The following is a 21,091-nucleotide window of genomic DNA, read 5'->3' on the forward strand; positions in this document are numbered from 1 at the left end:
TATTGATTGATAAATAGATTTATAATAACGAGTTGTGTATTATTCTTAAAAATTTCTTAATTTCGGATAATAATTGCTTACTTTAAGACAGCAAATTGGCCAGATGCTTATCATGGGCTTTAACGGACTTGAATTGAATTCATCAAATCCTGTGCGTGAATGGCTTGTTAAAGATGGGTTAGGCGGGGTTATTTTATTTGATAAAGACGTAGCAACTAACTTACCTAGAAAAAATTTAGAAAATTTAAATCAAATAGCAGCGTTAACTGCTCAACTAAAACAATGTGCCGAAAATAATAATACCCTCGTTGATTCACTGCCTTTATTTATAGGAATTGATTATGAGGGCGGTGCAGTTGATAGATTAAAAAATATTGCAGGCTGTCCTAAGACGTTAACGCCTGAGCAAATGGCTCAATTGTCTGATGTCGAATTTATAAAGCAAGCAGAGCAAATGGCAAAAGTAATAAAACAGTTAGGTTTTAACTTAAATTTTGCACCCGTGCTCGATTTAAACCTTAATAAAGATGAAGGTATCATCGGCAAGCTAGGACGTGGTTTTTCAGCAGAACCTGCTAAGGTAATTAAATATGCAGAGCTGTTTGTTAAGGTGTTTGCTGAGCAAGATATAACTTGCTGCTATAAGCACTTTCCTGGGCATGGTAGTGCTCTAGGGGATACTCATCAAGGTTTTGTCGATGTAACCGATACGTTTCAGGACTTAGAGCTTAGTCCCTATCAAGCGCTCTCTGCTAGAGGCCAATTACCTGCCATGATCATGACAGCGCATGTGATTAATCGCCACTTAGACTCAAGCGGTTTACCTGCAACCTTGTCAAAGCCTATATTAACTGATTTACTAAGAAAAAAATTGGGTTTTGATGGCGTCATAGTCAGTGATGACTTGCAGATGCATGCTATTAGTCATTATTTTTCTTTAGAAGAAATGCTTTGCCTTAGTATTAATGCTGGCGCTGATATGCTTATTTTTGCCAATCAGCTTGGGTATAATAGTGCCTCAGACATTATTGATATCATTGAACAATTAGTAAAGAAACAAGCTATTTCTAGTGCGCGTATCACAGAATCCTATAATCGGATTATGCGCTTAAAGCAAAGGCAGTTAGCAATTGTTTAAAAATCAATCTTGATCTCAAGGTAAATTGTGTTAAAATGTGGTCTTAATGTTCAAAAAGAACTCAAGAAGGTAACTATGGATAAATTTATTTTCATGACAAGGTTTTGTAATCTCACTAGCTTTTACGGCTGCTGTTGTTGCTGTTGCTGCTAAATGTTAAGTCATTAATTAAATTTATCAATGAATGTAGTTATAGGTAGTCTTCATGAGTATACAAGCTAAAAATAAATTTTGGTTCAGCCCGCTCTTCTTATATTCTCTAATGATTGTCTTGGGCTTGCTAAGTGGCTGGTCTGATATTTCTGAGTTAAAAACCCTAGGTTTATTTATTTCAGATGTGTTTATTCGCATTTTTAAATGCATCAGTTTGCCGATTATCTTTTTATCTATTATCGTAACCTTATCTAACTATCGCACTGATGGCTCTTTGCGCTTTGTTTGGCGTCGAGCGATGACTTATACGTTAGGAACAACCTTAGTTGCTGCAGCCATTAGTTGTTTATTGTATCTTTTAATTAAACCAAGTTTAATAGAAACGATTAAACAGCCTAGCGTGTTACCAGGTAAGCAATTAACCTATCTAGAGCATATTAGCCAGTTAATTCCATCAAATATTTTATCCCCCTTTTTAGAGCAGCAGGTATTAAGTGTGCTTTTACTTGGGATTGTCTTTGGCATTGCGATTCGTTTTATTCCTGAGCTTAAATCTCGTGAAGCAATTACCGCTTTTTTTCGTGGTACCCATAGTATGTTTATGGTTATTACTAGCTGGATTATCAAAATTATCCCTCTAGGCCTTTATGGATTTATAACAACAACGGTTATAGAGTTTCGCAGTGGGGTGGCTATTAGAGGCATTGGTGAATATTTATTAGTCATTATACTGGCTAATCTTGTGCAAGGTTTTATTGTTTTACCTCTTTGGCTAAGAGCGCAAGGTATTAAGCCGTTTGTTGCAATGAAAGGTATGCTGCCAGCATTATCAGTTGCTTTTTTCTCTAAGTCTTCAGTGGGTACGCTACCGGTTACAATGAAAACAGCCGAGCAAAATTTAAATATTAAACCTGAAGTGAGCCGTTTTGTTTTACCTTTATGCACGAGCTTAAATATGAATGGGTGCGCTGCCTTTATTTTTGCAACCGTTATTTATTTAATGCAAAATTATGGGATGGCTATTTCATTGCCTATGATGGCCCTTTGGGTAATTATTGCCACTATCGCTGCCATAGGAAATGCTGGTGTGCCCATGGGCTGCTTTTTCTTAAGTGCTAGTTTATTGGCAAGCATGAATGTGCCAATTACATTGATGGGTATTATTTTACCTTTTTATAGCGTCATTGATATGTTAGAAACCGCATTAAATGTTTGGTCAGACTCTTGTGTGACTCAAGTTGTTGATGAAAAATTAAAGCTAAGCGAAGCTGATACCTCAACAGATAAAGCAATTTTAGGAACTAACGCTATTTAATGCCTTAATAACTTACGTTCAGCTTAGCGTAAGTTTCACTTAGTTTATTAATAATTGCTTACAGATTAGAAAATAAATTTCTCTTAATACTTCTAAGTCAGCTAACGATACGCACTCATTGACTTGATGAATGGTTTTATTAATAGGCCCTAATTCAATGACCTCAACACCATAAGGCGCAATAAAACGCCCATCTGAAGTGCCACCATCAGTAGATAGATGAGGTTTTTGTCCGGTAACTTCGGTAATTACTTTAATTGAGTTATCCAGTAGCTTTCCGTGATTAGTTAAAAAAGGCTCACCATTAAGCCGCCATTTAATGACTGATTGAATCCCATATTTTTTGAAGCACTCTTGCACTTGAGTTTGGATACCAGTGACTGTTTGCTCAGTAGAAAAGCGAAAATTAAATTGTAAAAGTAATTCTCCAGGAATAATATTTTCTGCCTGTCCGCCTGATTGAATATGAGTAATTTGCAAAGAAGTGGGTGGGAAAAATTCGTTGCCATTATCCCATTGGGCATTTGTAAGCTCGGCTAAAGCTGGCGCTAATTGATGGATAGGATTTTGCGCAAGGCGCGGATAAGCAACATGGCCTTGTTTTCCTTGCACAGTGATATTGCCAGTTAATGAACCGCGACGGCCAACTTTAATCGTATCACCAAGCATATATTGACTGGATGGTTCGCCAACAATGCAGTAATCCGGTTGAATCCCAAGCTTTTGTAATTCACTCATCACATAAGGGGTGCCCTGATCAAATAAGCTTCCTTCTTCGCCACTGGTAATTAAGAAGCCTAAACTCCCTTGTAAGGGATGATTGTTAGCAACAACTTGTTCTGCCATAGCCATCATTGCGGCTAAGCTGCCTTTCATATCAGCAGCGCCACGAGCGTAAGCTATGCCATTTTGCTCGATGAGTTCAAATGGTTCAGTACGCCATTGCTCTCTATTACCTACAGGAACCACATCAGTATGTCCGGCAAATACTAGCAGGGGGCCTTTCTTGCCAATATGAGCAAAAAAATTAGCAACCGGAGGATTATTAAATTGGAAGCAAGTAAACCCAAGCTGATTAAAGAAATGCATCATATATTCTTGGCAGCCATCATCATTAGGGGTAATTGATTTGAACTGCACAAGCTCGCTTAATAATGAACGAATAGAAATCATTATTGATAATCTCTTAAAAGCTCATTAATACTTACTTTTGCTCTAGTTTTTTCATCGACTTGCTTAACAATGACCGCACAATACAAACTATAACGACCATCTTCACTGGGAAGGTTTCCAGGCACAACAACAGAGCCTGCAGGAATTCTGCCATAACTAATAGCGCCTGTTAGTCGATTATAAATTTTTGTGCTTTGACCTAGGAAGACACCCATCGATAGGACTGAGTTTTTTTCGACAATAACACCCTCAACAACTTCCGAGCGCGCTCCAATAAAGCAATTGTCTTCAATGATAGTTGGATTGGCTTGTAAAGGCTCAAGCACACCGCCAATACCTACGCCACCTGATAAGTGAACATTTTTACCAATCTGAGCACAGGAGCCAACAGTCGCCCAAGTGTCTATCATAGCACCCTCATCAATATAGGCGCCAATATTAACATACGAAGGCATTAAAACCGTATTTCTAGCCACATAAGCGCCGCGACGCACCATGGCATGCGGAACAACACGAATTTGCGCTTCCTGCCATTTGCCTTCATCATAATCTGTAAATTTAAGTGGAACTTTATCGTAAAATTGACAGAACCCTGCCTCAATAGGCCGATTTGGATACAATCTAAAAGACAACAAAACAGCTTTTTTAAGCCATTGATTCACCACCCAATGGCCATCTTTCAATTCAGCTACCCGATAATAGCCCTGGTCTAATCCTGCTAAGACCTCGTCTACGGCAGAAAGAAGATCAGAATGGGCATTATTGGCTGTTAATTGTTGACTTATTTTAAAACCCTCATCAATGATAGCTGCTAATGAATTCATAAATTGAACATTCTAAAAAATGATAATTGCTAGTATACCCAAACTTAATCAAGAATGAAGTAGTGACATTTACATAATTCTCGCAAAAGCCAGTAAACACGGGCTAAGTACTCCGGTATTGAGATTTAAGTAAGAGCAAATCAAGAAGAGATCACTTGGAGTCCTTTGATTAACTTATCTTTTTCTTCCCACTGCTCGTTTAACCAATTACGAAACTCTAATTGCTTATGCTCATTATGGATGAGTGATTGATCAAAAAATTTAGCCGGAATAGGAATTTGGCGTAATTTGACATAAATGGTATCAATACGATGACAGAGAAAATTCCATAAGGTTGGTTTTTTAGAAGAATAAACGATAGTCAAATCGGTAATCGACTTAACCCGGTTTTCTAACGCCGCAATAACAAAACTAATGCCGCCGGCTTTTGGTTTTAATAAAAAATGATAAGGTGATTTTTGATTTGTTTTCTTTTCAGCCGTGAAGCGTGTTCCCTCAATAAAGTTCATCACCGCTGATGGGGTGTTTTTAAATAACGTCATCGCCTTATTAGTAGACTCTAAATCTTTGCCGCGCTTATGTGGGTTTTTGGTTAAATATTCTTTAGAATAGCGTTTCATAAAAGGACAACCCATAGCCCACCAAGCAAACCCTAATAACGGAACCCATTTTAGCTGATCTTTTATAAAAAATTTTAAGACAGGAATTTTACGATTTAAAACGTATTGTAAAACAACAATATCTAACCAGCTCTGATGATTAGCGACGACTAAATACCAATTATCATCGGATAAATTATCTAATCCATTGACTTCCCATCTTACTTTCTTTGTTAAGCGAATATACCAATTATTGGTACTACTCCAGTAAGTCGTGATAGTATCAATGAGCTTGGTACAGAAAATACGAAAGCGTAAATTAGGAAATAATTTTAGCAAGCCCATAATAAGAATGGGTATGAAAAATATAATGGTTGAGGTAATAAGCACTAAAATAGATAAAACCCCATGCCATTGGCTACCTCTTTTCTGACGCATTTAACACTCCTTAGTTTTAAGCTAATGCATAATTTAAATCAGCAATCAAATCTTCAATATATTCAATACCTACTGACAGACGCACAAAGCCATCAACAATACCTAATACTTTTCTTGTTTCGGGTGGAATGGAAGCGTGGGTCATAATTGCTGGGTGCTCAATGAGACTTTCCACCCCACCTAAACTTTCAGCTAAAGTAAATACCTCACAACGATTAAGAAAACGCTGACTAAAATCAAGGCTGCCATCAAGGACAATAGAAATCATACCGCCAAAAGCATGCATTTGCTGTTTAGCTAGAGCATATTGTGGGTGGCTAGGTAATCCTGGGTAAATAACGTGTTTAACTTTAGCATGCTGCTCAAGCCACTGTGCAAGTACCATGGCATTCTCACAATGCCGTTGCATGCGAATAGAGAGGGTCTTTAAACTACGTAGCAATAAAAAACTATCAAATGGGCTAGCAATAGCACCACAGGAATTTTGTAAGAAAGCAAGTTTCTCAATAAGCTCTGGGTTGTCACCAACCACAACTGCGCCACTGACTACATCTGAATGACCATTAATATATTTTGTAGCCGAGTGTAGGACAATATCAAACCCTAATTCTAAAGGACGTTGAATCCAGGGGGTGGCAAACGTATTATCAGCAACAGTAATTAAGTTGTGTTGTTTAGCCAGGCGTGCAATCTCACTTAAATCTGCTAGTTTAAGCATGGGGTTAGATGGCGTTTCAACCCAAATCATCCGTGTTTCAGGACGAATTGCTTGTGCTATAGCTTGCGAGTTTTCCATATCAACAAATGAAAAAGAAAGACCTGAAGTACGTGTTTTTACTTTATCAAATAGGCGGTAAGTACCCCCGTATAAATCATTTGTTGCAATAACGTGATCACCCTGGTTTAATAAATCAATGACAGTATTAATGGCTGCCATACCAGAAGCAAAGGCAAATCCTTGAACGCCTGATTCTAAATTAGCTAAACACTGTTCATAGGCAAAGCGAGTAGGGTTTTTTGTGCGCGAGTACTCATAGCCTAAATGTACGCCAGGTGCTGTTTGTTTATAGGTTGATGTTGCATAAATTGGGGTCATTACAGCGCCCGTTGAAGGATCAGCCTGCTGTCCTGCATGGATGGCGCGTGTATCAAAATGTGTTTTGTCCATGGACGTTCCTTCTGGATAAGTTAAGCAAAAATTAATAATGCAGTATATACTTTAATTGATAAGTAACGCGTTTTCTAAAAATTATTTTAGATTAAGTCGCTAACATGGTTGTTATTTTAGTGAGGGATCGATGCGCAGGCAAGAAATCGACTACCAAAAAGTTGCCTTAGCAGCTGAGACAGTAAAGAAACGCGGTAAAGAACCATCTTTAACGAATGTATGCGAAGAGCTAGGTATCATTAAGATTACTCCCAATCTTCCTTCTCTATTAGAGAAGTGGTATCGCACGCAGCCTGAATTTCAACGCACCAACTTAGCCCCCTTATCTGAAAATATTAAGGTAAATACTAGCGCAATTCTTGAAAAAAATACTGAGCTTGAGAAATCCCTCTCTCTATTACGTGCAACATTAGAATGCACCACAGATGGTATTATGATGGTTAACGGCCAAGGACAAGTTGTTGATTGGAACCAAAAATTTGTCGAAATGTGGCGTATTCCTTCTTACATGCTAGAGTCAGGAACAGAAAGTATAGGATTTGAGTATATTTTAGATCAATTAAGTAATCCGGAAGCGGTAATTGCTGATGTGCAATATTTATATGAACACCCTGATTGGCAGGGCGAACTTCCATTAATTTATTTTAAAGATGGTCGGATTTTTGCACGCTATAGTCAGCCACAACGTATTGGCAATGACATTGTTGGTCGTGTTTATAGTTTTCGTGATGTAACCCAACGACAAATGGCAGACGAAGAGCTTAGAATTCGTGAGCGAGCTATTGAAGCCAGCACCCATGGGGTAGCAATTATCGATATCACGAAAGAAAATCTACCTATTATCTATGTTAATAAAGCCTTTGAAAGAATTACAGGGTTTAACGAAAAACAAATTTTAGGCCAAAATTTAGACTATATTCATGGTAAAAAAATAGATCAAGCGAATCATAAGCGTGTCATACTAGCAATTAAAGAATTACGGGAAGAGACCGTTGAGCTTGAGACATCTAGACGTGCTGGTGAGGCTTATTGGTGCGAAATGAGTGTAGCTCCGGTGGCTGATCTTTCAGGTAAAGTTAAACATTATGTTTGTATTATTAATGACATAACTCAACGTCGGGAAATGGAAAGTCAGTTGTTGATGCAGGCAACACACGATTCATTAACGGAACTGCCTAATCGAGTTTTGCTCATGGATAGGGTTGAGCAAGCCATCTTACAAGCGAAAAAGAAGGGCTCAATACTTGCATTTCTATTTCTAGATTTAGATCGTTTTAAATTAACTAATGATACGCTAGGTCATAGCGTTGGTGATAAGCTGTTACAAGCCGTTTCAAATCGTCTACTTGTTGCGACGAATGATTTTGATACCGTAGCCCGTTTAGGGGGGGACGAATTTGTTATTTTGCTACAAGATATTAATAGTGAAAAACAAGCTGAACAAACAGCGAATGAAATCTTACACCTCATTGAAAAACCATTTCAAATTGGCCAACATAATTTAAAAATCACGGGTAGTATTGGTATTAGTTATTATCCAAAAGATGGACTTGATTATGAATCGTTAATGAAAAATGCTGATTTATCTATGTATCATGCAAAAGACAGTGGTCGTAATAACTATCGTGTCTTTGAGCAAGAAATGAATAAGCGTGTTATTAATCGTATGCAGCTTGATAATGCGTTAAGAGATGCCTTAAAACGAAATGAATTTTACATGGTTTACCAACCTTTAATGGATTTAAGGAAAAATAGCGTTGTAGGTTTTGAGGCTTTAATTCGTTGGCACAGTCATTTGTTAGGTCAAGTTTCGCCTGCCGATTTTATAAGTACGGCAGAGGAGAATGGCTTAATTGTTGATATTGGTAAATGGGTTTTAGAAGAGTCTTGTCAACAATTAATGCGTTGGCATAAAGAAGGGTATAAGGATTTAATAATTGCTGTAAATATATCAGGTCGGCAATTTAGACAAACACGCTTACCTGAGGTTATCCATGATATTTTGGTCAATACAGGCTTGCCAGCAAAATATTTAGAGCTTGAATTAACTGAAAGTTTATTAGTAGAAGATGTTAAACATGCAGTAGAAACCATGTATCAGTTACGCGAGATGGGTACTAAATTAGTTATTGATGATTTTGGTACAGGTTATTCTAGCTTATCTTACTTAAAGAAATTTCCAGTTAATAAATTGAAAATTGACCGCTCTTTTATTAGTGAATTAGTTAATAAAGAAAACGATGCAGCCATTGCCAGAGCTATCATTAATCTTGGCCATAGCCTCAACCTAGAAGTATTGGCAGAAGGTGTAGAAAACGAGTTGCAAAAAGAATTTATTATCAAGCATGGTTGTGACTATGCTCAAGGCTACTATTTCAAACCACCAAATAAACCGAATGAGCTTAAGGAATTTTTAGACAAGTATAGCCTGCCGCAGCTTAATAAAAACTAAGCTTTTTTATTAAATTCAGTTAATTTTCCTACCTATTCATGATTATTAAACCCAGATCTGAGTATTTGGCCCGTGTTTACTTGTCTTTAAGGCCTTTTCCAAACACGCTATACACCTCCATGTCGCTCGGTGAAGGGCATCCATGCCCTTCAACAGTTTGGAAAAGGCCTTAAAAACAAGCAAACACTAGTACCGTAAAACATAAAAACTTCGAATTAAAATCCCGGGTCGGAGTATTTAGCCCATAGCCCTCAGGCTAAGCAAATAGTTCTCTTATCACCATAGAAAATAATATGTTTAGCGTACTTACGGTCTCGCAGCAGAGGTAAGTTTGGGCCCTTTTTGGAACGTGGTTGTGCATGGATGCACAACATCGAGCCGCATGGATGGTTTCGGCGCTTCCAAAAAGGGCCCAAATTTACCTCTACCTGCCTCTACCTTGACTCTTGGACGCTTAGCCTGACGGCCATAGAGTATTTATCCCGTGCAACATAAAAACTTCGAAGTGGGATTTATTAAAAAACAATGAATTAGTTAATCATTTTACAAATAGGTATGATTTTTGCTGTTTAAAAAATATTGAGCATAAAGAATGACTCTTTAGTTTGCTTAGGTGAAATCTATTTGATTTAGTATTTATAGGCAGATTAAGACTATTTTTCGTAAAAAGGATTAAATAAATGGATTAATTAATATAGGGTACAAGTAAATTAAAAGAAAATGAAAGTCCTACTTGAGAGGAGAGCAGGATGAGTCATGTGACCATTATTGGTTCAGGATTGGCAGGTACATTATTAAGCCTGTATTTAGCTAAGCGAGACTATCAAGTTGAGCTTTTCGAGTCTCGGCCTGATATGCGGCTAGGGGAGGTCGATAAAGGGCGCTCGATTAATTTAGCCATGTCTTGTCGCGGCCTTACTGGCTTAGCAGGTGTTGGTTTAATGCCTGAGGTTGAACAGATTATGGTACCCATGCGCGCGCGTGCCATTCATGAAATGAGCGGCGAAATTAAATACCAGCCTTTTGGGCGGCATGCAAATGAATACATTAACGCCATTCAACGCAGTGACTTAAATAAATTACTCCTAAGTCAGGCAGAAGCATTGCCTAATGTTAAGCTTTATTTTTCAACACGCCTGTTAGACATTAACTTAGATAAAAAATTATTAATTTTAGAAGACGCTGCAGGCCAGAAATTTAATAAATCTTATCAGCACTTAATAGGTGCAGATGGCGCAAGTTCAGTGGTTCGCCAACTATTGTCTGACAAAAAAGCCATTAATTTTACAAGAGATTATTTAAATTATGGCTATAAAGAATTATCCATTAGTGGTGCTTCACCTGAGAAGATGGCGCGTGAGCATTTGCATTTATGGCCACGTGCTTCCTTCTTATTATTAGGAAATCCGAACTGTGATCATTCAATAACTGGCTCATTATTTTTAGCCCATGAAGGTGAAAATAGCTTAGCTAAATTAAAAAATGAAATTACCGTCAATGCGTTTTTCAAGAAATTTTTTAAAGATGCCTATGATGAAATGCCAAATTTAGTTGAGGAATTTTTTCATAATCCTACGGGTAACATGAGTACAATTAAGTGTGCGCCTTGGTATTATCAAGATCAATGTTTATTAATAGGCGATGCAGCCCACGGCTTAGTGCCTTTTTTTGGCCAAGGAATGAATAGTGCCTTTGAAGATTGTCGAATCTTTAATGAAACATTGCAGCAATATAATGATAATTGGGCTGATGCATTACCTGCTTTTTACCAAACTCGTAAAATTAATACCGATGCTGTAGCACAAATGTCTATGGATAATTTTCATGAAATCCAAAGCGATATCTGTGATGAAAAATTTAATTTAAAAAAGCAATTAGAGCATATTTTGATGAATCGCTATCCGGAACGCTATGTTTCTAAGCATGCTTTGGTGATGTTTACTAATGTGTCTTATGCGCATGCATTAGCTGTTGGTCAGCTACAAAATGAGTTTTTAAATAAGATTTGTGCAAATATTAAAACCATAAATGACCTTAATTGGCCGCACATTGATTTATTGATGGAGGAATATGACAAAAAATTGGCGAATTTAAAAGTTCATTAGAAATAGTACTAAAATACAATCACATTTTAGTCAAAACTTTGTCAAAAAATGAGATTTCAGGGACAATTTTTTGTCGCTACCTGAGGCTCTCCCTCGTCTAAAAACCCTAAAAGCAGGCTTTTTAAGGGGTTTTTTTGTTAAAATCGCTTAAAAATTTGGCACGTCTTCTGCAATAGTAAAATTGTCCAACAAATTTATGTCCTGGAGACAGATATGAAAACTTTACAAGCATACATTGATTCAAAGCAACATGAGTTTATGAATCATCCTTTTTTTGAAGTTTTAGAACAATTAGATACAATTGAAGAAATCAGCTACTTTGTTCCAGAACTTACTTTCTGGGCTATGACTTTCCAAGATATTTTAAGACTAAATGAAGAAAGAGTAACCGATCCTTACTTGAAAAAAGTTGCTCGCCATCATCGCTTAGAAGATGCAGGCCATGAAAAATGGTTTATTCATGATAAAAAATACTTAGGCGAGTTAAGCACAGATAAATCTTGCAATAATGACGATGTGACTTGGTTGTATAGTAAAGAAACACAGCTAACACGTGATGCAGCCTATTCAATTATGTCAGAAATATACAAAGCAAGTGATGAAATATTGAATGTTGTCCTGTTACTAACATTAGAATCATCTGGCCATGTATTTTTTGAAAAAGTTGTGAAACAAGTTAAAAAAACGGGCGAAGATAAAAATTTAAAATATTTTTCAAGCTCACACTTAGAAGTAGAAATGGCACATGCCTTGTTTGAAGAAGAAATGGAAAAAAATCTCTTTTCAAGAACTATACCAGTGGAAACAAGACGTGAAGCTTTAAAAATGATTGACCGTTGCTATGATGCGTTCAGTAAGATGTTTGATGGCTTACTTATCGCTTGCAACCGTAGACTTGAGTTGGCCCGAGAAAGAGCATTACAAAATGCTGCTAACACAGTTGAGTACTCAACTTCAGCAGACCAAGCAAGTTAAATAAGTATCACCGAGTTGGACAAGCGTATGACCAGAGATGGCATACGCTTGTTTTTTATTACGACCTCTTTTAAACCAATAAACTTAATAAAAAATAATATTATTTGTCTGGATTTGCTCTATTTATAAAAATAACTCATTGATAATTAATTATAATTTTAAGTCAATGGCTGGTTTTTGAGCATAAATTTTGACTTTATAAAAACCCTACTCTAAGTTTTAACATGTTAAGAATTGTTCTTAACATTTAGGGCGATTTCTATACCCATATTCTAAGAGTGTATTTTAGCGTTAACAAGTAAAATGATATAGAGCGCTGAAGTATGGCCTAATTCAATCATTTTCACCGACCTAACTATAAGACGCATTCAAAGGTGTGGCACACGTATAATCATCGCAATTAAACAGCTATTTAAAAGGAGTTAGATATGCGTTTAAGATTAATGTTAACTGCTTCTGCTTTATTCGTTGCTGGGCAAGTTTTAGCTGATGTCTCCACAGATTTTTTAGCTAAAGAAAATACTGACCAGCAATCATTGTTAAATTACTGGACACCTGAGCGTATGAAAAATGCGAAAGAGATGCCACTGCCTGTAGCCGATTATAAAAGTGTGCAAGAGTTACCAATAAACGCCTGGCAAATACCCATGGATGGGGCGGCCTCAGGCGATGGTGCTCCGCCAGAAGGTGAAGACATCAAACCAGATGTTCGCCAACTTTATACGCCTGCATCGCTCTTAGATGATACCACGGAAGAAAATAGAGTTGCCAGCTTTGACCGAGGCACCCTTGGCTTTAATTTTTCAAGCTCTCGTTTAATTCCTTTATCTGCTGATTTAACGTATCCTTACCGTGCTGTAGGTAAGTTATTTTTTACTAAACCAGGTCAAGGGGATTTCGTTTGTTCAGCATCGGTAATAAGGCACCGCGTTATAGTAACGGCTGGCCACTGTATGCATAGTGGTTCAGGAGGTGCTGCTGGTTATCATACAAACTGGATATTTATACCCGCTTTTCGCGATGGTACTGCACCTTATCAGGTATGGACTTGGGCATATGCACTCGTTTCAGCTAGTTGGGCAACAGGCGGCGGGTCTGTTCCTAATGCTGCAGACTACGGTATGCTTGAAATGCAAGACAATATAGTGAATGGCAGTGCAAAACGTATTGGTAACGTCACGGGTTACTTAGGTTATCAAACCCAAGCGCTTAATCCTAATCATGCTCATTTATTAGGTTATCCTTGTAACTTTGATAGCTGTCTGAAAATGCATCAAGTGACTGCTCAAAGTGCTCGCAATGTTGCGCCTAATAATGTTGAATATGGTTCTGATATGCGTGGGGGCTCAAGTGGAGGTCCATGGGTACAGAATTTTGGTGCGTATTCTGTTGGCCAATCTGGGGGATTAAATGCTGGTATTAACCGAATTATAGGAATTACTTCTTATGGTTATATAAGCACTGATCCTAAAGCTCAAGGAAGTTCGATTCCTGATAGTCGCTTTACAAGTATACTTAATAGTGTTTGTGCTCATAGAGCTGGTAATTGTTCTTAAAATGAGTTGCTAAGCCAACGTTAATTCTTAAACGTTTTTAGCTTTCATAAAAGCCATTTATTGCCTCTAATGAATGGCTTTAATTATGTTAAAGAACGCTAGTATGTTTGAGAAATTCCTTTTAACATAGTAAGAAGATACCTAGGTAATTTTCCTCAAATGGTTTCTTAAATTAAGGTTGGAGTCAGTAGCAACGGAGGGAGCTATGTTTAATTTTCGGCTGCTTTTAAGTTCCGCAACAAAATATATTAAAGATAATCAACCTGTGGGTATTACAGGCTCGTTAATTCATAGTTATTATTGGTTAACTTCTAATTCAAATGACTATGTCTATTCTATACCTTATTTTAAACCAAAAGATAATGATGAAGGGGCAGCAATTTATTGCATTCATGGTACAGCAGATTACCCTTATTCGTTAGCACGTATTGCAGAGCGCCTTATAGCTAAAGGGGGTCTAAAAAATATTAATTCTATTACGTTAGTCTCTTTTACTAAACGTTATCGAGGTAGGAGCATTGATGATTTTTCGGAAGAATTTTTAGAGAAAATTAAAGTAAATAAGCATAAAAAAATAATAATAATTGGTCATTCTCGAGGTGGTTTAGTTGCTGCAAAAACTGCCTTAGAAGCAGCTAAACACGGTATTGAAGTTGCAGCAGTAATAGCATTAGGTACGCCTTTTAATGGTTCTTATTTAGCACTTCCACCTTTATCTTCCCTCTCCGCCTCAGTTAAGCAGATGGAAATTGGGCATGAATTCTTAAAGAATTTAGCGGAAGAAGTTTCAAAATCAACTATTCCCCATTATTTTATGATAGCTGAACACGATGAAATTGTGCCTTCAGGTGCATTTATCAAAGCGTGTGTAGAGGCTAACCCATTATCTATGACCGTTTTTCCTAGACATACTCATTTATCGTTAGTCTCATCTCATAAATTAATAGCCAAAATTCATGCTATTATTACGGGTAAAAATCTTGCTGAAGTAAATCCAACTTTGGTAGATGAGGGCGGTTATGAAGAGGATCTTTTTGGTTTTTTTAGTGGTAATGATTTAGAGGTAGTTCAAGAGTCGGTTCCTGAGCCAGGCGACGAACAGGATTGCTCTCCTACGATATAAAGACATTAATCTAAGCATAGCCCTGCTGATTGCAGTAGATTGACATGTTGCCATAACACATATGCCACATCGCTGAATACCGCTTAAAGCGGTATCCAGCGCAGTTAATTTAATTCAGTTGAATGATCGGCTTTAAAAAATTACTAATATCTGGTTTGCGTTGCATGCGATACTGATAAACAGCGTAAAAAGCAATGATGTTTTTTAAATAGTTACGAGTTTCTCGCCAAGGTAATGTCTCAATCCATATATCCATTTCGTTAGAAGGATGATTTTTAAGCCAATAATTGACTTGCCTTGGACCAGCATTATAAGCTGCGGCAATTAAAACAGGATGATCGTTAAAGCGCTTCGCCAAGTGCTTTAAATAGGCAACGCCTATGTTTATATTTTTCTGTCCAGTAAAAAGCTGCGCTTTATCTTTATAATCAATTCTTGCCTGTTTAGCTACTACGCTCGCAGTAGTTGGCATAACTTGCATTAAACCACGTGCACCTGCACTGGATACAGCATCATCTCTAAAGCCACTTTCTTGCCTAATGATGGCATAGATAAATTCCTGTGGTACTTGGTAACTCTTAGCATAATTATTAATAACAGCATGATAAGGCACAGGAAAACGCAGTGATAATTGATTGCTTAATTCATCCGTATTACTTAAAGCCAGTGATTTGCCATGCCATTGCAAATCATTCGCCACCCAGGAAAGAAGTGCGCTTTTATCTTCTTTTGGTAACTCAGCTACAAAATCATTTAATAAGCGCGAAGCTTCTAGCGTCTGCCGGCTGTTATAAAGTAACTTGACGTTTTCTGTCACCGGATAATAAGGCTTTAAAATAGTTTGATTAAGTGTTGGTCTTTCATTTTGAAATGAAAACGCTTTATTTAATCGCAGACTTGCAAGAAAGCCGTAGTACTGGCGTGATTTAGCAAGTTCTTGATAAATCTCTTTAGCCCTTTCTGGATGACCCGTTGCGTCTTTGGCGCGTGCCAACCAATACTGCCAGCACGGTTTTTCCTTATCTTGAAAATAATTAATTAGATTTTCAACTTGCTGCCATTGCTGACGCTTAAGGGCTAAACGAATCTGCCAATCTAATAGTAAATCATTGTAATAAGCGGGTTTAATTTTTGCGAACCATTCCCAAGCATCATCATGATTACGCATCGCCTTATATAAGGCAACATGCGCTAAAAAGGTTTGATTTTGAGCGGTATTTAAAAGGCTATTATGTTTGGCATGCTCCCAAAGCTTAATGGCTTTGTCCATGTTAATGGATACCATGCGTTTAAGGCCAAATAAATAAAAATAGCTATTTAAGCCTTTTGGTGTGAGTCGTTGTATGCGACTAGGATTTTGATCAATTGCAATTAATTCTTTTTCATCGTTCAAATGAGGAGGCTTATATTGCTTTAAAAGATAACGGGCAAGGGCAAGATTACGCTTATCAAGCGCTAAAATGATGCGTTGAGTAATTAAAGTTTCATTAAATGCTTTATCTTCTTTAAGCATTAAGTCAAATAACTGATTACATGCCGTGGGTTGAGAGTCCCCCGTAAGCCATAAGGCTCTAGCTTGCGTAAAGGCAATCTCTTTCTTGCCCTGATAGTAATTCGCTAAATGGTAAAAGCATTGTAAGTTGACATCCTCAGACTGCTTGTAATAGGCACTATAATCAGACCAATCTTTTTGGCGTGCCAATTGATATAACCATTTTTCCCGTAATTTTTTAGCCAATGGCGTGTCGCTATCAATAAAAAGCAAGAAATCTTTATCAGGCTTTTCTGGTAGGTTTTGTTTCCATTTAGTATAAGTTGCAAACCGCTCCATATAAGCTTCGCCTGACGCGGCATTCACGAATATGCACCAAAACAAAGACAACCAAAAAAGGAGTGTTTTCATAGTAAATTACAAGGCGGAAAGTTGAGTTCGCATAGCTGTAATAGACTTCTTATAATCCTTGTCGGCAAAGATAGCAGAACCCGCAACAAAGTGGGTAGCGCCTGCTTGGGCAAGTTTTTGTATGTTATGAGCAGTCACACCCCCATCAACAGAAATAGGTAACGTTGGGTAGCGCTCATGAATCATGGCAATTTTGTCAATTACTTGCGGAATAAGGGTTTGCCCGGCGAAGCCTGGATTTACAGTCATGACCAACACAAAGTCAAGTCGTTTAAGGCACCATTGAATACAGTCAGGCGAGGTCGCTGGGTTTAAAACAAGGCCAGCTTGAGAGCCTAATTCACGAATTAGCGCTAAGCTTCTATCTAAATGAATGGTGCTATCAGGATGAATACTAATACGTTTAGCACCTGCTTTGGCAAATTGTGTAATTAATTCATCAACCGGATTAACCATTAAATGAACATCCACAATAAGATCAGGAAATCGCTCTATAATATGCTGGCAGACAAAAGGGCCTAAAGTTAAGTTAGGTACGTAATGATTATCCATTACATCAAAATGAATCATATCTGCACCAGCGGCCATAACAGCCTCTATCTCGTCACCTAAACGAGTCATATCAGCAGATAATAAAGAAGGTGCAATTAAAAATGTCATAATAAAAATCTTATTAAAAATAAATGAGACAAAGCCATCCTTCCTAGACGTCATCGTTTTATTTATTCCAACTTTTAATTTATTGTTTTAATTGCTAGATGTAAATACGCTAGAAATTTAGCGTTAGAGATGACTTTGGTGGAGCTAAAACAATCTTAGACTAAATAGGTAATTTTAAGCAATATAATTTTTAAAGATTATACTTATTCTTACCCGTCCCTACAAGAACGGGTCTTGCAAGAAGTTAGGATGGGGTAGGTTGGTCAAAGCCAAAATTCATAAATAAATTAAGTGATCCGAGCGCAACTCTGCCGCCATTTAAATCGCTAATTTTATTAGTTGTTAAATAACGAAAATCTGCGCCAAATGAAATCGTGTCATCAAAAAAATAACTAATACCAAGAATACCTTGGCCAACTGGCGCTGTGGTTGATTCTTGAAAGTCAGTACCAGTAATTACATTGCCAAATTGATATAAATTAAATTTAGTACGTAAATAAGAATAACCAATGCCGATGCCGGCATAAGGAACTACATTTGTTGCACTGCCTGGTGTATAAAAATCATAATAAGCATTAAAAAAGCCAGCTAACATGCCCGTATTACCACTTACGCTTAAGCCCAGAGGGTTTTGGTGGCTTCTAATGGGGCCTATAATAGGAAATTGTACTTTTTCGAGTTTATTATAATTTATATAAAGTTGACCTTCAAAGCGATAATTTTCACACCAGCGATAACCAGCTTGAAACCCACCATTGAAACCAACTTTATAGGTAAATTCAGTGGTTAAATTTGAAGGAAGAGTCGTAGTAGTAATGGTAAGTAAAGGGAGGGTAGAAATATTAACATCAATATTATTTAAATAACTACCGCCAATCATAAAACCTGCATACCAGCCATCATCTGGTTCAGCCGCATATATTGCACTGCTTGCAAGCATAGTACTTGCAATACTTAATCGCATAATTAAATTCATAAACTAGCCCTTATTTATAAATATGTTCATTAAAACGGTAGATAACTCCAACAGTAGCTAAATTGGCTTGGAAGACTTTGCCTAATGCATCTACGCGATTGGTTCCAATATAACGATAAGCGATATTAAGTGCGTAGTTTTCTTCGAAATTATAGGTAAAGCCAAACGTAGCTTGGTAAGCAAAAACATTACTAGAATTGCGATAATAGGTATAGGCAGGATAAGTAGTAGAATAAGAATAGGTAGGATAATAAAAATTGCGGCTACTCAAGCTTCCTTTAATCCAACCATAGCCAATGCCTACTCCCAGAAAGGGGGAAATGGCTTCGACCATATCAGGAAAATCATAATATGCATTAGCCATTGCAAAGATAGCATCTGTATTGCCACTGGCATGGGTTTGACGAATATCATTGACATAAAATCTTCTCAAGTCAGCATTGAGATAAGTTAATTCCCCTTCATAGCGGATTTGATTCGCTTGCAAACCAAGCCGCCCACCAACTTCATAACCAAACTCATAAGAGGCATCAGTAAATGCAAGTCCATATTTATGGACACTAAGATTATCAAATAGATAATTAGTACCTGAAAAGATACTTGAATACCAACCATTGATTGGTGTTGCGCTCATTGCTGTAGTAGCAAATAGCAATGCGCTTGAAAAAAATGCAATTTTCATGACATCCCTTCTTATTATTTTTAAGCTACCTCATGTTAGCGATTTACTTTCATTTTGCAAGCAGCATTTATCGATTATCTTCTACGTGTAGATGAAGATCTATGGTCAACATGAATATCATGCTAATTTGGATATGGATCCCGCCTGCACGGGAAGGTATTCGGCTAGCGGCAAAACGCTATCCCATAGCGGGTTATATCGAATTCACGTTACTTAAAGCCCGAGGTAATTGGAAAGCGCCAGTCACGGCCAAATGCGCGTGAGCTAATTTTAATGCCTGGGGGAGCTTGGCGGCGTTTGTATTCGTTGCGTTTAATTAAGCGAATCACTTTACGCACTACTTCGGTATCATATCCTTTAGTAATAAGTGCTTCCGTATCAAGATTGTTTTCCATATAAGCTGTAATGATGGCATCAAGGATTGGATAATCGGGTAAACTGTCTTGATCAGTTTGGTTTGTTACTAGTTCAGCGGAAGGCGCGCGGGTAAGGACACGCTCTGGTATGACTGGGGACAATTGATTACGATAATGAGCTAGAGCATATACTTGCGTTTTTAACACATCTTTCAATACAGCAAAGCCACCCGCCATATCGCCATACAAAGTAGCATAACCAACTGCCGTCTCGCTTTTATTACTTGTTGTTAAGACGAGATTTCCTTTTTTATTTGATAAGGCCATTAAAAATAAACCACGAATGCGTGCTTGAATATTCTCCTCAGTAATGTCTTTAGGTAATCCAGCAAAGGTTGGTTCTAAGGTAGTTAAAATGCTTTCAAATACAGATTCAATTGGTAATAATTCGCTTTTAATACCTAGCGCCTCAATTTGTAGCTGGGCATCAGTATTACTCATTTCAGCCGTATAACGAGATGGCATCATCACGGCTTGCACCCGATTTGGTCCTAAGGCATCAACTGCAATGGCTAATGTTAATGCAGAATCAATACCACCTGAAAGGCCTAGTAAGACGCCGGGAAAATTATTTTTTTCCACATAATCCTTGGTGCCACAAATTAAGGCTTTATAAATTAATTCATTTAAGTCTAACAACGGAGTGATAGGGCCTGTTAATTTTTTTTCATGTAAGGTAACGGTGGTGAATTCTTCTTTAAACGCTGCTGCGCGAGCACACACCTTACCCGTTTCATCCATAGCAAAGGATTGCCCATCAAACACTAGCTCATCTTGTCCACCCACAGCATTAACATACAGAAGAGGAGCTCCTTTTTTAACATGTTCACGAATTAAATCTTCGCGTAACTGATACTTATTATATTCAAAAGGAGACGCGTTAATACAAATGATGGTATCGGCGCCAGCCGTAATGAGTTCATCAACGGGTTGTTTAAGCCAGACATCTTCACAAATACAAAGACCGACTTGGTAGCCTTCAATTGTTACAATACATGGCTTAGATTGGCCGGAGACAAAATAACGTATTTCATCAAACACGCCATAATTTGGTAAAGCTTGTTTGTGATAGATTGCAAACCTTTCACCACGAAAATAAATGCTTGCAGAATTAAAGCAGCGATTACCCTGCAAAGTAGGGTGGCCAAGAATTACATAACAATCGTTGACAACGCTGGCAATTTTATCTAGGGCTTTAGCGATTTGAGCATGAAATTCAGGTCTTAAAAGCAAATCTTCAGCCGGATAACCACTGATAATGAGTTCAGGAAAAACGATAATATCATGCTCTTCTTGATAATGAAGTATGATACTAATTACTTTATCAGTATTAGCATCAATGGCCGCAACAGTTGGGTTAATTTGCGCCATTAATACATTTAATTGTTTAGCCATTGTAGTTATAAGAAAAATAATCAGTCTAGTATAGTTTATA

16 protein-coding genes are annotated in these 21,091 nt (G+C 37.5%); 7 read left to right on the top strand and 9 right to left on the bottom strand.

The window, feature by feature from the left end; all coding sequences use genetic code 11:
- The first annotated feature begins 73 nt into the window (after nucleotides 1-73).
- The gene (locus tag DYE47_RS05905; protein WP_115302380.1) at nucleotides 74-1,138 is read left to right on the top strand and encodes a glycoside hydrolase family 3 protein; all 1,065 of its coding nucleotides are present in this window, start codon (nucleotides 74-76) and stop codon (nucleotides 1,136-1,138) included.
- A 205-nt stretch (nucleotides 1,139-1,343) separates the two neighbouring features.
- Nucleotides 1,344-2,606, top strand: coding sequence for a dicarboxylate/amino acid:cation symporter (locus tag DYE47_RS05910; RefSeq protein ID WP_115302381.1), 1,263 nt, complete (start codon nucleotides 1,344-1,346; stop codon nucleotides 2,604-2,606).
- A 39-nt stretch (nucleotides 2,607-2,645) separates the two neighbouring features.
- Here the strand turns inward: DYE47_RS05910 and dapE are convergent, their stop codons facing one another.
- The 4 genes from dapE to DYE47_RS05930 form a co-directional block, all read right to left on the bottom strand.
- On the bottom strand, nucleotides 2,646-3,779 hold the full coding sequence (gene dapE, locus DYE47_RS05915; protein WP_115302382.1) for a succinyl-diaminopimelate desuccinylase: 1,134 nt from the start codon (nucleotides 3,777-3,779) through the stop codon (nucleotides 2,646-2,648).
- Nucleotides 3,779-4,603, bottom strand: coding sequence for a 2,3,4,5-tetrahydropyridine-2,6-dicarboxylate N-succinyltransferase (gene dapD, locus DYE47_RS05920; RefSeq protein WP_115302383.1), 825 nt, complete (start codon nucleotides 4,601-4,603; stop codon nucleotides 3,779-3,781). The genes dapE and dapD overlap by 1 nt, the downstream gene beginning before the upstream one ends.
- Nucleotides 4,604-4,743: 140 nt before the next feature.
- The gene (locus DYE47_RS05925) at nucleotides 4,744-5,640 is read right to left on the bottom strand and encodes an acyltransferase (RefSeq protein WP_115302384.1); all 897 of its coding nucleotides are present in this window, start codon (nucleotides 5,638-5,640) and stop codon (nucleotides 4,744-4,746) included.
- Nucleotides 5,641-5,656: 16 nt separating this feature from the next.
- On the bottom strand, nucleotides 5,657-6,808 hold the full coding sequence (locus DYE47_RS05930; RefSeq protein ID WP_115302385.1) for a trans-sulfuration enzyme family protein: 1,152 nt from the start codon (nucleotides 6,806-6,808) through the stop codon (nucleotides 5,657-5,659).
- 130 nt (nucleotides 6,809-6,938) lie between these two features.
- On the opposite strand from DYE47_RS05930, the gene DYE47_RS05935 reads away from it, so the two are divergent.
- From DYE47_RS05935 to DYE47_RS05955, 5 genes are all read left to right on the top strand, one after another.
- Entirely contained in the window at nucleotides 6,939-9,260 is a 2,322-nt protein-coding gene (locus DYE47_RS05935) for an EAL domain-containing protein (protein WP_115302386.1), read from the top strand.
- Nucleotides 9,261-10,009: 749 nt separating this feature from the next.
- Nucleotides 10,010-11,365 (top strand): FAD-dependent oxidoreductase, encoded by a 1,356-nt coding sequence (locus DYE47_RS05940; protein ID WP_115302387.1) that lies wholly within the window; start codon nucleotides 10,010-10,012, stop codon nucleotides 11,363-11,365.
- A gap of 213 nt (nucleotides 11,366-11,578) precedes the next feature.
- Entirely contained in the window at nucleotides 11,579-12,340 is a 762-nt protein-coding gene (locus DYE47_RS05945; protein WP_165482018.1) for a hypothetical protein, read from the top strand.
- A 428-nt stretch (nucleotides 12,341-12,768) separates the two neighbouring features.
- Nucleotides 12,769-13,896 (top strand): trypsin-like serine peptidase, encoded by a 1,128-nt coding sequence (locus DYE47_RS05950; RefSeq protein WP_115302389.1) that lies wholly within the window; start codon nucleotides 12,769-12,771, stop codon nucleotides 13,894-13,896.
- A 205-nt stretch (nucleotides 13,897-14,101) separates the two neighbouring features.
- The gene (locus DYE47_RS05955; protein WP_115302390.1) at nucleotides 14,102-15,019 is read left to right on the top strand and encodes an alpha/beta hydrolase; all 918 of its coding nucleotides are present in this window, start codon (nucleotides 14,102-14,104) and stop codon (nucleotides 15,017-15,019) included.
- 109 nt (nucleotides 15,020-15,128) lie between these two features.
- On the opposite strand, the gene DYE47_RS05960 is transcribed toward DYE47_RS05955, so the two are convergent.
- The 5 genes from DYE47_RS05960 to DYE47_RS05980 form a co-directional block, all read right to left on the bottom strand.
- Nucleotides 15,129-16,922 (bottom strand): lytic transglycosylase domain-containing protein, encoded by a 1,794-nt coding sequence (locus tag DYE47_RS05960; RefSeq protein WP_115302391.1) that lies wholly within the window; start codon nucleotides 16,920-16,922, stop codon nucleotides 15,129-15,131.
- A gap of 6 nt (nucleotides 16,923-16,928) precedes the next feature.
- Nucleotides 16,929-17,582: a ribulose-phosphate 3-epimerase gene (gene rpe, locus DYE47_RS05965; RefSeq protein ID WP_115304026.1), complete on the bottom strand. Its 654-nt coding sequence runs from the start codon at nucleotides 17,580-17,582 to the stop codon at nucleotides 16,929-16,931.
- Between the two features lie 244 nt (nucleotides 17,583-17,826).
- Nucleotides 17,827-18,558, bottom strand: coding sequence for an outer membrane protein (locus DYE47_RS05970; RefSeq protein ID WP_115302392.1), 732 nt, complete (start codon nucleotides 18,556-18,558; stop codon nucleotides 17,827-17,829).
- A gap of 10 nt (nucleotides 18,559-18,568) precedes the next feature.
- Nucleotides 18,569-19,240, bottom strand: coding sequence for an outer membrane protein (locus DYE47_RS05975; protein WP_115302393.1), 672 nt, complete (start codon nucleotides 19,238-19,240; stop codon nucleotides 18,569-18,571).
- A gap of 209 nt (nucleotides 19,241-19,449) precedes the next feature.
- The gene (locus tag DYE47_RS05980) at nucleotides 19,450-21,051 is read right to left on the bottom strand and encodes an NAD+ synthase (RefSeq protein ID WP_115302394.1); all 1,602 of its coding nucleotides are present in this window, start codon (nucleotides 21,049-21,051) and stop codon (nucleotides 19,450-19,452) included.
- Nucleotides 21,052-21,091: the final 40 nt, after the last annotated feature.

The organism is Legionella beliardensis, assembly GCF_900452395.1.
GTDB classification, from domain to species: domain Bacteria; phylum Pseudomonadota; class Gammaproteobacteria; order Legionellales; family Legionellaceae; genus Legionella_C; species Legionella_C beliardensis.

Excerpts from the sequence above, each read along its gene's own strand:
- DYE47_RS05910 (WP_115302381.1), top strand. The coding sequence starts at position 1,344 with ATGAGTATACAAGCTAAAAATAAATTTTGGTTCAGCCCGCTCTTCTTA.
- dapE (WP_115302382.1), bottom strand. The coding sequence starts at position 3,779 with ATGATTTCTATTCGTTCATTATTAAGCGAGCTTGTGCAGTTCAAATCA.
- dapD (WP_115302383.1), bottom strand. The coding sequence starts at position 4,603 with ATGAATTCATTAGCAGCTATCATTGATGAGGGTTTTAAAATAAGTCAA.
- DYE47_RS05925 (WP_115302384.1), bottom strand. The coding sequence starts at position 5,640 with ATGCGTCAGAAAAGAGGTAGCCAATGGCATGGGGTTTTATCTATTTTA.
- DYE47_RS05930 (WP_115302385.1), bottom strand. The coding sequence starts at position 6,808 with ATGGACAAAACACATTTTGATACACGCGCCATCCATGCAGGACAGCAG.
- DYE47_RS05935 (WP_115302386.1), top strand. The coding sequence starts at position 6,939 with ATGCGCAGGCAAGAAATCGACTACCAAAAAGTTGCCTTAGCAGCTGAG.
- DYE47_RS05940 (WP_115302387.1), top strand. The coding sequence starts at position 10,010 with ATGAGTCATGTGACCATTATTGGTTCAGGATTGGCAGGTACATTATTA.
- DYE47_RS05945 (WP_165482018.1), top strand. The coding sequence starts at position 11,579 with ATGAAAACTTTACAAGCATACATTGATTCAAAGCAACATGAGTTTATG.
- DYE47_RS05950 (WP_115302389.1), top strand. The coding sequence starts at position 12,769 with ATGCGTTTAAGATTAATGTTAACTGCTTCTGCTTTATTCGTTGCTGGG.
- DYE47_RS05955 (WP_115302390.1), top strand. The coding sequence starts at position 14,102 with ATGTTTAATTTTCGGCTGCTTTTAAGTTCCGCAACAAAATATATTAAA.
- DYE47_RS05960 (WP_115302391.1), bottom strand. The coding sequence starts at position 16,922 with ATGAAAACACTCCTTTTTTGGTTGTCTTTGTTTTGGTGCATATTCGTG.
- rpe (WP_115304026.1), bottom strand. The coding sequence starts at position 17,582 with ATGACATTTTTAATTGCACCTTCTTTATTATCTGCTGATATGACTCGT.
- DYE47_RS05970 (WP_115302392.1), bottom strand. The coding sequence starts at position 18,558 with ATGAATTTAATTATGCGATTAAGTATTGCAAGTACTATGCTTGCAAGC.
- DYE47_RS05975 (WP_115302393.1), bottom strand. The coding sequence starts at position 19,240 with ATGAAAATTGCATTTTTTTCAAGCGCATTGCTATTTGCTACTACAGCA.
- DYE47_RS05980 (WP_115302394.1), bottom strand. The coding sequence starts at position 21,051 with ATGGCTAAACAATTAAATGTATTAATGGCGCAAATTAACCCAACTGTT.